The 13,788-nt window shown below is 19.9% G+C and carries 12 protein-coding genes; 8 read left to right on the top strand and 4 right to left on the bottom strand.

Translation table 11 applies throughout. The features are described 5' to 3' along the window. Positions 1-120: 120 nt before the first annotated feature. From F1741_RS00910 to F1741_RS00875, 8 genes are all read left to right on the top strand, one after another. Positions 121-951 (top strand): hypothetical protein, encoded by an 831-nt coding sequence (locus F1741_RS00910; RefSeq protein ID WP_152309730.1) that lies wholly within the window; start codon positions 121-123, stop codon positions 949-951. 430 nt (positions 952-1,381) lie between these two features. Beyond that, positions 1,382-1,711, top strand: a complete 330-nt coding sequence (gene rpsF, locus F1741_RS00905) for a 30S ribosomal protein S6 (RefSeq protein WP_152309729.1) — start codon at positions 1,382-1,384, stop codon at positions 1,709-1,711. Then, the gene (locus F1741_RS00900; RefSeq protein ID WP_152309728.1) at positions 1,674-2,165 is read left to right on the top strand and encodes a single-stranded DNA-binding protein; all 492 of its coding nucleotides are present in this window, start codon (positions 1,674-1,676) and stop codon (positions 2,163-2,165) included. Before rpsF ends, F1741_RS00900 begins: the two co-directional genes overlap by 38 nt. 60 nt (positions 2,166-2,225) lie before the next feature. After that, a complete protein-coding gene (rpsR, locus tag F1741_RS00895; RefSeq protein WP_152309727.1) occupies positions 2,226-2,459 on the top strand; it encodes a 30S ribosomal protein S18 in 234 nt (77 codons plus the stop codon). Between the two features lie 141 nt (positions 2,460-2,600). After that, complete coding sequence (gene rplI, locus F1741_RS00890; RefSeq protein WP_152309726.1) at positions 2,601-5,123, top strand: 50S ribosomal protein L9; 2,523 nt, start codon at positions 2,601-2,603, stop codon at positions 5,121-5,123. A gap of 9 nt (positions 5,124-5,132) precedes the next feature. Next, positions 5,133-6,506, top strand: a complete 1,374-nt coding sequence (dnaB, locus tag F1741_RS00885) for a replicative DNA helicase (protein ID WP_152309725.1) — start codon at positions 5,133-5,135, stop codon at positions 6,504-6,506. 40 nt (positions 6,507-6,546) lie between these two features. Then, the gene (locus tag F1741_RS00880; protein ID WP_152309724.1) at positions 6,547-7,611 is read left to right on the top strand and encodes a PCRF domain-containing protein; all 1,065 of its coding nucleotides are present in this window, start codon (positions 6,547-6,549) and stop codon (positions 7,609-7,611) included. 25 nt (positions 7,612-7,636) lie between these two features. Then, complete coding sequence (locus F1741_RS00875) at positions 7,637-8,200, top strand: L-threonylcarbamoyladenylate synthase (RefSeq protein WP_152309723.1); 564 nt, start codon at positions 7,637-7,639, stop codon at positions 8,198-8,200. Here the strand turns inward: F1741_RS00875 and holA are convergent. Genes holA through ileS form a run of 4 tightly spaced genes read right to left on the bottom strand, consistent with a single transcriptional unit; the run spans position 8,168 to position 13,750 of the window. Next, the gene (gene holA, locus F1741_RS00870; protein WP_193310872.1) at positions 8,168-9,169 is read right to left on the bottom strand and encodes a DNA polymerase III subunit delta; all 1,002 of its coding nucleotides are present in this window, start codon (positions 9,167-9,169) and stop codon (positions 8,168-8,170) included. The two genes, F1741_RS00875 and holA, sit on opposite strands and share 33 nt — an antisense overlap. A 34-nt stretch (positions 9,170-9,203) precedes the next feature. Next, a complete protein-coding gene (locus F1741_RS00865; RefSeq protein WP_152309721.1) occupies positions 9,204-10,157 on the bottom strand; it encodes a tyrosine recombinase in 954 nt (317 codons plus the stop codon). A 13-nt stretch (positions 10,158-10,170) separates the two neighbouring features. Continuing rightward, a complete protein-coding gene (locus F1741_RS00860; RefSeq protein WP_152309720.1) occupies positions 10,171-10,956 on the bottom strand; it encodes a YitT family protein in 786 nt (261 codons plus the stop codon). A 34-nt stretch (positions 10,957-10,990) separates the two neighbouring features. Next, positions 10,991-13,750 (bottom strand): isoleucine--tRNA ligase, encoded by a 2,760-nt coding sequence (gene ileS / locus F1741_RS00855; protein ID WP_152309719.1) that lies wholly within the window; start codon positions 13,748-13,750, stop codon positions 10,991-10,993. Positions 13,751-13,788 lie beyond the last annotated feature (38 nt).

Here is a 13,788-nt window from a genome sequence, read left to right as displayed (position 1 = left end):
TTTTTTTATATTTAATAAACCATAAAAAGTACAACAATTTATTTAAAATATATTTTAGTAATTTGTAAATAAAGTGCTACTTTTAAAATAAAATTTTTCATTAGAAAGAAGAATTGTTTTATGTTTATAAATAAAAGTGATAGATTTAAACAAAAATTTATTTTATTATTTTTTTTATCAGCTATTTCTTTATTGTTGATTTTGGTTGTTATTAATCAAAATAAATCAAAAAATGATATCGATGTAAGTACAGAAAATATAGAAAAACCTAAAACAAAAAAAATAGATGATGTAGAAATTATTGAAATTAAAAAATCAATTGATATTTTAAATAAAAGAGTTAAATTAGTAGAAATAGAAAAGTCAATTAATGATATAGAATTTAAAATTAGTAATTTTTTTACATTAGAAGATAAAAGAAAAATGAATGATTTGCAAGACACAAATTTAAAAAGTCAAGAAATTATTAATATTATAGAAGAATTAGAAAAAGAAATATATTTAAGTTTAAATCCAGATTTAAAAGAAAAGAAAAAATTAATTACAGATCTAGTTCCTATTGAAACAAGAAAAGATGCAGCTACGGCTTTTGCGGCAAAATTACAAAGTCAAATAAGTAATAAACAAATACAATCAACACCTGAATTATTAACCAAAATAAGTAATTTAAAAAACAGTGATGAAGGAATAAGAGATAAAGAAGTAGAAAAAGTTATATCAGAATTGACATCAGAATTAGATGCATCAGAATTATCTAAAAATAAATCTTATATAAGAATCAAAAGATTAAGAGATCCTTCGTTATTTAATGATGAAGTAAATGAAATTATTCAAGAATTAAAAACAAAAGAACAAGAAGCATTAAAAAAATTGCCTTCAATATATAAACAGGAATTAGAAAAATTAAAAAAAGAAAAAGAAAATTTAGAAAAAGAAATTGAAAAAGTATAAAATATTTAATTTGAATTAAATTTTATATATTTTTCTATTTTATTTATTTTAATTATATTTTATATTTTTTATAAATTTTTAGTTGTTTAAAATTAGTTAATATTTTATTGTGTATATTTTAACACATTATTTTTTTCTATTTAATATAATATGACATTGATTAAATAAAATGATTGAATAAAATCTTATTATTAAATTATTTTTTGAAAAATAATAAGATTGACTTTTTTTTTTTTATCTGATAAAATTAACCTAGTTCAATATCGTGATGATCGAAAAGTATTTATGTTGAATTAATTTAATTAATTATTCATGGTAATGGTTTAATCGTTAAAGAAGATTAAATATCAATAATTTAAATTTTAAATAAAAAAATAGAAATAGAGAAGAGAGTCTTTTAGGAGGAAATTTATTAACTAAAATAATTATGATGAAAAGATATGAAATAATGTATATTTTAAATCCAAAATTGAGTGATGAAACTATTAAGAATATTAATGATGAAATTAAAAATATTTTTTCCCAAAAAAAAGGAAGTATTGTTGAATCTAAAGAAGCAGAATTAAAAAAATTAGCTTATCCAATAAAAAAATTTGAAGAAGGTTTTTATAATTCTTTGTTAGTTTTAGCTGATAGCGATATTATTAAAGAGTTTAATCATAAAGCTAATGTTACAGAGGAAATTCTTCGTTTTATTTTGATTAATAGAGAGGGGATGAAATATGATAAACAAAGCTATTTTAGTAGGAAGAATAACTAAAGAACCTGAATTGATTTTTGTTAATGAGGATATACCTTTAGTTCGTTTTACTTTAGCTATTGATAGAAATTTTATGAATTCATTAGGAAAGAAAGAAACAGATTTTATTCGTTGTGTTGTTTGGCGTAAACAAGCTGAAAATTTAGCTAAATATGTATCTAAAGGGTCTTTGTTAGGAATCGAGGGTAATATTCGTGTTAATTCTTTTGAAAATGAACATAATCAAAGAAGTTATTCTACTGAAATATATTGTAATTCAATTTATTTTTTAGAATCCAGAAAAAATATTAACAAACAACAAGGAGATAATAATTTTAATAATAATTATGAAAATAGCCGTTTTAATGAAGAAAATGGTAATTCCAAATTTGATAAAAATATAGATATAGATAAAGAAAAAGAAACAAACTCAGAAGATATAAATATTGAAGAAGAAGATATTTTGCCCTTTTAAATTATTTTTTTTATTAAAAAAATAATTTAAAATATTATTCTAAAAAGGTTTTAAACAAAAATGAAACAAATAAAAAAATATTTTAAAAAGCGTAAAAAAGTATGTTTTTTTACACAAAATAATTTTAGTTATATTGATTTTAAAGATATCGATTTATTAAGTAAATTTATTACCAATAGAGGTAAAATTTTACCAAGTAGAACAACTGGTACATCTGCTAAATGGCAAAGAATTTTGGCAAGAGAAATTAAAAGAGCTAGACATATGGCTTTGTTACCTTTTGTGGTTAAGTGAAGAAGATAAACAAGAAAAAAGTTAGTTTAATTTTAAATCTTGTTTATTTTTTTTATATTCTATATATTAAATTTACATAAATTAAGATTTTTTTAATTTAAATGAATCTATAATTAATAGAAAATGAGTTATATAAATAAAATGTTTGGATTATTCAAAAAAAAAAATAGATACATTATATTTTTTGTAATTTTTATTTCTTTTATTTTGCATACTGTATATTTTGATATCAGTTGGATTAAAGAAATTATTAAAAAACCAAATCAAGCATTAGAAGAAATTAAAGCAATTATTTTTTCTTTATTTATTAGTATTTTTGGAAAAATAATTCTTGTCTGTATATTTATTTGTATATATTATAATTTTCAAAAACATTTTGAAATTATAAGACTAAAAAACAGGCTTAATTTATGGTCTAAATTATCTTATTATGTTAATGATATAGGAGAAGAGGTTTTTAATGAATTACCTATAGGTATTGTTGTTATAGATTTTATTTCACAAGAAGTTCAATGGTTGAATAATTATGCAAAAAAAATATTTAAAATATCAAATATTATAAATATATCTTTAAAAGAATTTAATAACCAGATGTTTGATATTTTAAAATCAGATAAAAAAAAAATCATTTTGAATTTAGATTCTGAAAGTTTTGATTGTATATACAAAAAAGAATTTAATGTTTTTTATCTTTTTAATGTAACAGAAAGAGAAAAAATTAAAAATCTTTATAATCAAAAAACTTCTGTGTTAGTTTTTTTATCTTTTGATAATTTTGAAAATTCTTTAAAAAATTGTGATCTTTCAGAACAATCACAAATTAAAGTAGAATATTTTAGTGTTTTATATAATTTTAATGAAATATATGAAGGTTATTTAAAACAATTTACAGATGATAAGTTTTTACTTTTGTTGAATAAACAACAATTAGAAAAAATGATAGAAGATAGATTTTCTATTTTAAAAGATATTCGTAATATTTCTAATAAATATAAGTTAAAAATCACTCTTTCTATGGGTGTAGCTTGTTATAATTCTAATTATAATCAATTAGCTTCTCATGCTCAAAATGCTATCGAATTAGCTCAAAAAAGAGGCGGAGATCAAGTTGTGGTTGATATTGAAAATCAAAAAATTAAGTATTTTGGCGCTACTCAAATTTCCTTAAGTGAAGATTCTAAAGTTTATGTTAGAGTTAATGCTGAAATAATAAAGGATTTTTTAGAAAAAAAAAATAGTTGTTTTATTATGGGACATATTTATCCTGATTTAGATTCTTTTGGTTCTATGATTGCTTTTTACAAAATTGCTTTAGCTATTAATGATAATTATAAACATTATTTAGTTTTGGATAAAGAAAAAATGGAAAAAAATTTTGAGTTTATTTATCAGGAAATATTAAAAGAGGATAATAAAATTTCAAGACAAATTATTACTACTAAACAAGCAGAAAAAATAATTAATGATAATTCCTTATTAATTATTTTAGATACACAAAATAAAAATATTATTCATAGTCCTTCTTTATTGAATTTAACTTCTAATATCATTATAATTGATCATCATAGATCCACTGAAGAGGTCATTCAAAATACACTTCTTTCTTATATAAATTCTTCTTCTTCTTCAACGACAGAAATGTTAATAGAATTGATTTATTTTTTAAATAAAAAGATAGATATTACACCTCTAGAAGCTACCATTATGTATGGTGGTATGATTATAGATACTAATTATTTTATTTATAGAACAAGTCCTAGAACTTTAGAAGCAGCTTCACAATTAATTTCACAAGGAGCTGATGGTACTAAAGTAAAGTTTTGGTTAAGAAAAGAATTTGAAAAAATTTTAGAAATTAATGATTTAATTTCTAAAGTTGAGATTTATATGAAAAATTATGCAATTGTTAAAAGTGATAGAATTTATAAAAGTAGATCTTTTTTATCTTCAGTATCTGAAACTCTTTTGAATATTAAAAATATAGACGCTGCTTTTACTATTTGTAAGTTACAAGAAAATTTAATAGGAATAAGTGCTCGGTCTTATAATGATTTTAATGTTCAAATAATAATGGAACAAATGGGTGGTGGAGGTCATATCAATAGTGCTGCTACTCAGATAGAAAATAATAATATTGAAGAAGTAACTATGAAATTAAAAAATATAATTTTAGCAGAATATAAAGGAAATTTGAAAAATATGAAAATTATTTTATTAGAAAATATAAAAAATAAAGGAAATAAAAATGATGTTATCGAAGTAAATCCTGGTTATGGTAATTTTTTAATTAAAGATAAAAAAGCAATTTTAGCTAATAAAGAAAATTTAAAAAAATTACAAGAACAAAAAGAAAAACAAGCAGAAGAACATATTAAACATATTAGTTTATTGAAACAAATGAAAAAAGATATAGATAATAAAGAAATAGATATAAAAGTAAAAATAGGTCCTAAAGGAAAAATTTATGGAAGAATAACTTTAAATCAAATAGCAGAAATGTTTTATAATCAATATAATATTTTAATAAATAGTAAAAAAATTTCATTAGATAGTGGTGAAATTAATTCTATAGGAAAATATAAGGTTAATGTTGTTTTAGATAAAGAAATAATTTCTTTTTTTTATATTAATGTTATAGAAAATAATAATGAAGATAAAGTGTAAATAAAAAATATGAATCAAAATTTTAAATTACCTTATTATTTAGAAGCAGAACAATCTATTTTAGGTATTATCTTTTTAGATCCAAAACAAATTATTAATATTGTTAATCGTTTAGAAGTTAGTGATTTTTTTAATATAGACCATCAATATATTTATTTAGCTATGAAAGAACTTTATTATCAAAGAAAAGAAATTGATTATTATTCTGTTTATATTTTTTTAGAAGAAAAAAAAAAATATATTGAAGGCGGAAGAGATTATTTAATTAAGTTAGGTAGTCTTTTTCCTTCTATTTATCATTTAGATAATTATATTGAATTTTTACTAGAAGCTTCTTTGAAAAGAGAAATTATTAATGCAGCTTCAACTATTGTTCATGATGGAATTAATAATAATGATATAGATTCTCAAAGTTTTTTAAATTTTGCTGAAGAAAAAATTTTCCAAATTTCTCAAAAAAAAAAAAGTAGTCATTTTATTCGAATTAATAGTTTATTACAAGAAATAAAAGAAAAAACCATAAATATCAGGAGAGAACATAACATTATTGGTTTAAGTAGCGGTTATGAAAATTTAGACGAAATTACTTTAGGTTTTAAACCAGAAGAATTAATTATTTTAGCAGCTCGTCCTTCTATGGGAAAAAGTAGCTTTATGATGAATATAGCTGTTAATATTGCTCAAAAAAACAAAAATTCAAAAGCTTCTGTAGCTATTTTTAGTTTAGAAATGTCTAATGAACAATTAGGAACAAGAATGTTAAGTTTTATAAGCGAAATACCACATAAGAATATTCAATTAGGAATTTTAAGCGAAAAACAAATAAATTTATTAAATGCTTCTATTTATCAATTAGAAACATTGAATATTTATTTTGATGATACTACTACAGTCAATATTTTAGATATTATTTCTCAATGTAGGAAACTTAAAAATCAAAATAAATTAGATATAGTTATTATTGATTATTTACAATTAATTAAGAAACCTAGCAAATCTAATAGTCATTTTTTTAATAGACAAGAAGAAGTATCTGATATTTCTAAAAGTTTAAAGCAAATGGCTAGAGAATTAAAAGTTCCTGTTATCGCTTTGTCTCAGTTATCTAGAGAAGTAGAAAAAAGAGAAGATAAGAGACCGATTTTGTCTGATTTAAGAGATTCTGGTAGTATTGAACAAGATGCTGATATTGTTATGTTTTTATATAGAAAAGGTTATTATAATAAATATAAAAACGAAACAAACGAAATTGATAATAATATAAAAGGTTATACAGAATTAATTATTGCTAAAAATAGACAAGGGGCTACAAGTACAAAAACATTCAATTTTGATTCTAATTGTTTGTTATTTTACGAAATAGAATTAAATAAAGAAATTTAATTAATCTAATTCAATATTTTTGTGAAAGAGAAAAATAAAAATGTTTGAAGAAATAGAAATTATAAAAAAGAAATATTTATCATTACAAAAAAAGATTTCTGATAATCCTCATGATTTCAGAAATATTGAATTATTAAGAAAAATAAATAATTTAGAAAAAATTATTTCTCTTTATAATGAGTATATTTTTCTAAAAAAAGAAAAAAAAAAAGTAAAAGAAATTTTAACTAAAAATAAAAAAGAAGATAATGAATTAATTTTTTTAGCTAAAGAAGAAATAATAATTTTAGATAATAAAATACAAGATATAATTAAAAAAATTAAAAATAAGATATTTTTAAAAGAAGAAGAAGAGTATAAAGGTATTGTTATGGAAATTCAAGGAGCGGCTGGAGGTAATGAATCTCATCTTTTTGTTAGTGATTTGTTGCGAGCTTACATGAAATATGCTGAAAGTAAAAAATGGAAAACAGAAACTATTAATTTGAATTTAGGTTTTAAAAATGGTATTTCTTCTATAGCAGTTATGATGTATGGAACAGATATTTATTCCTTTTTGAAATATGAATCAGGAATACATAGGGTTCAAAGGGTTCCTATAACTGAAAAACAAGGAAGAATACATACTTCTACAGTCAAAATATCTGTCATTCCTGAACAAAAAAAAGTAAATTTAGATTTAAATTGGAAAGATATTAGAATAGATACTTTTAATGCTAGCGGTCCAGGAGGACAATCTGTTAATACTACTAAATCTGCTGTAAGATTAACTCATTTACCGACTAAAATAAGTGTTGCTTGTCAAATTGCCAAAAGCCAACATCAAAACAAAGAAAAAGCTTTTCAATTATTAAAAAACAGAATATATTATCAGATGAATAATTCTCAAAATGAGAAAAAAAATATTATTAAAAAAAAAATATTTGGAAAAGGAGAAAGAAGCGAAAAAATCAGAACTTATAACTATTCTCAAAATAAAATTATAGATCATAGATTTAATTTAGTTTTTTATAAGTTAGATCTTTTTATGGAAGGTAAAATAAATTTTATTATAGAACCTTTAATAGAAGAATTTAACAAAAATAAATTAAAAAAAGAATTTTAAAATTAGAGATAAATTAAAGAATCAAATGAAAAAAAGAATTATTATTTTTCCTACAGATACAGTTTATGGTATAGCCACCAAAATTAGTGATACAGACAGTTTGAATAAAATTTATCAGATTAAAAAAAGAAATTTGGATAAACCGATAACTGTTTTATTTTCTTCTTTGAAAGAAATTCAAAAAATAGTTTTGATAAATGATAAAATTTTGAAAATAGCTAATTTTTTTTGGCCAGGGCCTCTCACTTTAATAGTTCCTGTAAATCCATCTTGTTTTATTTTTGAAAGAGAAAAAAAAATAGGAATTAGAATTCCTAACCATAAATTAGCTTTAAAAATTTTAAAAAAAGAAGGACCTTTAAGAACTACATCTGTTAATTTTAGTGGACAACCTGCTTTAAATAATTATTATGAAATTAAAAAAAAATACCAAAATAAAGTAGATTATATTTATTATGATAATAAAAAAAATTTTTCATCTGGAATTTCTTCTACTGTTTTTGATATTGTTAATTTTAAAATAATAAGAATGGGTGATACTAATGTTTTTCAAAAATTAAAAAAATTTATTTCTGATAATTTCGATTAAAATAAATATTTCTAAACTTTTTTTATTTAATATTTTTTTTTTTTTTATTTCATAAAATATTTTAATAAAAAATAGAAATAAATTTTTTATTTTTTTTGTATCAATTTTTTTTGTTTTTGATATTAAAAATTCAATTTCATTTATGGATAAATTTAGAATATGTGTTATTTTATATTTATTTTTTTTTTGTTTTATTAAATTTTTTATTAAGATAATATCTTTCATTTTTTTTAAAATTTGGTTGATTGTGAATGTGAAATTTTGTTTTTGATGAATTAATTTTTTGAATAAAAAAAAATTTTCTATTAATTTATTTTTTTCTAAAATTGAGTTGATTAATAAAAAAATATTTTTATTTTCAGAGTATACTAATTCTTCGATAATATCTTCTTCATCATTAATGTTTTTATTATGAATATCATGAAAATAAATTTTGATTTTGTTAATTTCTTGATTTAACAAAAGTAAATTTCCATAAGTTTTTTCAATTATTTTATATATAATTCTTTTTTTTATAATAAAATTATCTTTTTGAAATAAATTAGATATATATGATATTAGTTCTTTTGTTTCAATTTGATTAAATTCATGAATAAAAAAATTTTTTTCTAATTTTTTTTTAATATTTAGAGGAAAAATATCTTTTTTTTCTGTTAAACAAAGATAAATATCTTTACGTGGATTTGAAAAATAATTAAATAGAAATTCTAAATTGATATGATTTTTATTTTCATTATTAAATAATAAAGATATATTTTCGATAAAGATAATTTTTTTATTAAAAAAAAATGAACTAGTATATAATTCCTGTTCTATATTTTGGATAATATTTTTATAATTTTCTTTTTCAAGTTTATAATTGACAAAAAAATAATTATTTTTATCGCAAAATTTTTTTAAGATATTTTTTTTATTTTCTTTAAAAAAATCTTGTTTATAAAAAAATAAATTTAAATTATATATTCTCAAAAATAAAAACCTTTTCTTTCTTTCATATTTAATTTTATTTATTTTTTTTAAAATTTTTAAAATTTATCTTTTTTTTGAAATCTTTTATTATTATTTTTGGATAGTGTTTAAAGTATATTTTTTTTAAGTATTTTTGACTAATATGAGTATAAATTTGAGTTGTTGAAATATCCTTATGTCCTAATATTTTTTGTAAAGTTATTAAATCTATTCCGTTTTCTAACAAATGAGTAGCAAAAGAATGTCTCATTGTATGAGGAGAATAATTTAATTTTAAATTAGTCATTTTTAATTTTTTTTTGAAAATTTTATAACAACCTTGACGAGATAAAATTTCTCCTTTTTTATTTAAGAAAACATAATTAATTTTTTTGTTTTTTTTTAATAAAAAAGGACGAATTTTTTGTAAATAATGATTTAATGTTTTACTAGAATATTTAGTTATCGGAACAATTCTTTCTTTATTTCCTTTACCTATGATATTAATACTTAATTGTTTTAAATTTAAATTTTCCAAAGTTAAATTTAAAAGTTCTGTTATTCTTAGTCCAGATCCATACATTAGTTCAAAAATAGCTTTATTTCTAAATTCTAATAAAGATTTTTTTATATTTATTTTATTTAAAAATAAAGAAACTTCTTCTAAAGATAATACTAAAGGTAAATTTTTATTTATTTTAGGTATTTTTATATTTTGGGTTATATTACTTTTAATTTTTTTTTCTAAAATTAAAAAAGAATAAAATTTTTTGATTACAATTATTTTTCTGGCTAAAGTTTTGCTACTTAATTTATATTCTTTGTGTATATATGATAAAAAAAAAGAGATTTGTTCTTGGTTTATTTTATCAACAAAAAATATTTTGAAATATTTTTGCATAAAATCTAAATATTGTTTTAAGTCACTAATATAAGAATGTACAGTATTATTAGATAATAATAATTCGTTTTTTAAATAAAATTCAAATTTAAATAAAATATTTTTCATTTTATTATCATTTTTATGATTTTTTTAAATTTTTTTTTTTATTAATAAAATATATTAAATACCCAGTCATTAATATTTTTATTATTGATAAAATAAGAGATTCCCATTCAAATTCTCTTTTAAAAATAAAAATTATAATTACTGCTATTAAACATATTAAGAAATTAGAAATAGTAATATAAAAAGATATATCTTTTTTTTTATAATTAGATAAATATTTAGCAATTATATCTGTTCCTCCTGTTGAACTTCCTATTTTAATAGCAAAACCATGAGCAATTCCGGCTATTATTGAAGTTAAAATAATTCTTATGAAAGAAATCAAAAAACCTCCTTCTGGTTTGAATAATCCAAAACAATTTTTCATTTTATATAAATAACCATTATCTCCATTTATTTGTTTGGCTAAAATTATTACAAAGATAAATAAAACAAAACTATTTATAAATGAATTAATATTAAATTTATAATCTAATTTAGGAAAAGCTATAAATAAAAATAGTAAAATATTTACTATACCATAAAAAATTCCAGCAAAAAAACCATTAAATTCGTTATATCGAGTATAATTTGATAATAAAGGAAATTTTGAAAGATAATTTTTATTATTTATATCTTTTAAAATTTTTGCAATAGCATCTCCGATTCCATGAATTCCTGTAGTATAAATTTTTATTTTATATTGTCCGCTAACAAAAAGAGCATCAGATAAAACATATATAAAACTTAAAAATATTCCTAAAATAATAACTTTAAAATCTATTTTTTCTTTAATTTTTTTTAAATTTTTTTTTATCATATTTTATTTTTTCCTTTTTAGTAAAATAAAAAAATCATTTTTTTTGATTTTTTAAAACCGAAATACAACGTTTACACAAATCGTTTATTTCTTTTTCTTTAATAATATTCCAACATCTAGGACATTCACTTCCTTCTGCTTTGAATACTTCTATTTTTAATTTTTCAGACGGTTTTATTTCTATTTGGGAAACAATTAGTAGTTGATAAAAATTTTGATTTATTTCTAAATCATTTAATATTTGAAGATATTTATTTGGTAATTCTAAAATAATTTTCGCACTTAAAGACTTATTTATGATTTTATTTTGTCTTGCTTCTTCTAATTTTTTAAGTATCATTTCTCTTAATTTAAAAAATAAATTATAGCTTTGTTTTTTTTTATCTAATTTTTGTATATAGTCATTTATTAAATTTTTTATTTCTTCTTTACAAGGGAATTTTTCTAAATAGATATCTTCTTTTTTGTTAGGATATAATAAGTATTGATATGCTTCAGATGTAGTATGAGGTATAATGGGTGTTAATATTTTTAATACATTTATAATGATATCATATATATTAGATTGGATTATTCTTCTTTCTTTATTATTTTCTTCTTCTATATATAGAATATCTTTTGAAAAATCCAAATAAAAAGAGCTCATTTTATTACTCATAAATAAGTATATTATATTAATTATTTTTTCAAAATTAAATTTTTCATATAAATCAATAATTTCTATTGTTATTTCGTAAAATTCTAAAATAAAATTTTTATGAAAAGTTTTTCTTTTGTCAAAATTTACATAATGTTTTTTATAATCAAAATTATTTAAATTTCCTAACATAAAACGTAAAATATTTCTTATTTTTCTATATTTTTCTTCTACTTGTTTTAGAATTAATGAATCTAATTTAACATCTATGTTATAGTTAATACTTGCAACCCATAATCTTAAAATATCCGCTCCTTTTTCTTTTATAATTTTTAAAGGATTTATAACGTTATTTAATGATTTGCTCATTTTTTGTCCTAATCTATCTAGTACAAAACCATGAGTAATTACTTTTTTATATGGTACTTTATCAAAAGCAGCTACAGATGTTATTAAAGAAGAATTAAACCAACCTCTATATTGATCGGAACCTTCCAGATATATATCAGAAGAAACCAAATCGGATGAAATTTTTTTTAATATACTGTAACTAGTTCCGGAATCAAACCAAACATCTATTATGTCTTTTTCTTTAATGAAAATATTATTTGGACTTTTAGGGTTTTTATATTTAGGAGGTAATAAATCCTTAACATCCCATTTTAACCAAATTTCTGGTCCATATTTTTCAAATAAATTAGCTATGTGATAAATTATTGATGAATCTAAAATAGGTTTTTTATCCTCAGTATAAAATATTGGTATAGGTACTCCCCATTTTCTTTGTCTGCTGATAACCCAATTTTTTCTATCTTTTATCATATTAGTCATTTTTGTTAAACCCCATTTAGGTATCCATTCAACTTTTTTTATTTTTTCTAATAAATTATTTTTGATTTTGTCAATATCTAAAAACCATTGTGGAATAGCTAAAGAAATAACAGGTTTTTTAATTCTATCATCATGAGGGTAAGAATGATTTATCACTTCTGATTTTAAAATAAGTTTTTTTGTTTTTAAATCTTCAACAATTAGTTCGTTAGCTTTTGTATAAAAAATATCTTTATAAATTCCTGCTATATCTGTCATATATCCTTTTTGATTTACGCTACATAAAATTTGTAATTTGTTTTTTGTTCCTACTATAAAATCTTCTTCTCCGTGACCTGGAGCTATATGTACTAATCCAGTACCTTCTTTATCAGATACAAATTCATCTGAAATAATTTTTCCTTTTTTTGAAAAAAGAGTATTTTCATAAAATTTCCCCACTAAAAAAGAACCTTGAAATTTTTTAATTATTTTTATTTTATTCCATTCCATTTTTTCTTTTAATTTTTCTAATAAATTAGCACATACTATGTATTTATTATTATCTGAATTGTTTAAAACTGAAAATAAATAATATTCTTTTTCAGGATGTACACATATAGCTACATTAGCAGGTAAAGTCCAAGGAGTTGTAGTCCAGACTAAAATTTTTGCATTTTCAAAAATATCTTTTGATTTTATTATTTTGAAAATTATAAAAATTGATAAAGAGGAATAATTTTTATATTCTATTTCTGATTCTGCTAAAACAGAATTTAAAAAAGGAGACCAATAAACGTGTTTTAAATCTTTAAATATTAATTTTTTTTCTACTATTTTTCCAAAAATACGAATTTGATCAGATATAAATGAATTTTTAAGTGTTAGATAAGCATTATCCCAATCGGCTAAAATACCTAATCTTTTAAAACTTTTTTTTTGTTTTTGAACAAAACTCAAAGCGAAATCTTTACATTTATTCAAAAATATATTATCGTCTGTTATTTCTTTGTTTTTTTTCAACACAGCTATTTCAATTGGTAAACCATGATTATCCCATCCAGGAATAAAAGGAACATAAAAACCTTGCATTGTTTTGAATCTTAAAATAAAATCTTTTAAAATTTTATTTAATGCATGCCCTATATGGATATCTCCATTCGAATAAGGAGGTCCATCATGTAATATAAATAGATCTTTTGTTTTGTTTTTTTCTAAATTTTTTTGATATAGATTTATATTTTCCCAAAAATATTCAATTTCTATTTCTTTTTCGTTTAAATTAGCTTTCATTGGGAAATTAGTTTTAGGCATTATTAAACTTTTTTTAAAATCGTTATTAGACATTATTTTTTTCTCCTAAAAGAGTAGATTGAAACTTGTTT

Source organism: 'Cynodon dactylon' phytoplasma (genome assembly GCF_009268075.1).
Classification (GTDB): Bacteria; Bacillota_I; Bacilli_A; order Acholeplasmatales; family Acholeplasmataceae; genus Phytoplasma; species Phytoplasma cynodontis.
Note: the sequence above shows the minus strand (reverse complement) of the source record. Positions and strands in the feature narration are given on the sequence as shown.

Bases quoted from the DNA above. Each gene is read 5' to 3' on its own strand.
- F1741_RS00865 (WP_152309721.1), bottom strand. From the start codon at position 10,157: ATGAAAAATATTTTATTTAAATTTGAATTTTATTTAAAAAACGAATTA.
- F1741_RS00860 (WP_152309720.1), bottom strand. From the start codon at position 10,956: ATGATAAAAAAAAATTTAAAAAAAATTAAAGAAAAAATAGATTTTAAA.
- rpsF (WP_152309729.1), top strand. From the start codon at position 1,382: ATGAAAAGATATGAAATAATGTATATTTTAAATCCAAAATTGAGTGAT.
- rplI (WP_152309726.1), top strand. From the start codon at position 2,601: ATGTTTGGATTATTCAAAAAAAAAAATAGATACATTATATTTTTTGTA.
- ileS (WP_152309719.1), bottom strand. From the start codon at position 13,750: ATGTCTAATAACGATTTTAAAAAAAGTTTAATAATGCCTAAAACTAAT.
- dnaB (WP_152309725.1), top strand. From the start codon at position 5,133: ATGAATCAAAATTTTAAATTACCTTATTATTTAGAAGCAGAACAATCT.
- F1741_RS00880 (WP_152309724.1), top strand. From the start codon at position 6,547: ATGTTTGAAGAAATAGAAATTATAAAAAAGAAATATTTATCATTACAA.
- rpsR (WP_152309727.1), top strand. From the start codon at position 2,226: ATGAAACAAATAAAAAAATATTTTAAAAAGCGTAAAAAAGTATGTTTT.
- F1741_RS00900 (WP_152309728.1), top strand. From the start codon at position 1,674: ATGATAAACAAAGCTATTTTAGTAGGAAGAATAACTAAAGAACCTGAA.
- F1741_RS00875 (WP_152309723.1), top strand. From the start codon at position 7,637: ATGAAAAAAAGAATTATTATTTTTCCTACAGATACAGTTTATGGTATA.
- F1741_RS00910 (WP_152309730.1), top strand. From the start codon at position 121: ATGTTTATAAATAAAAGTGATAGATTTAAACAAAAATTTATTTTATTA.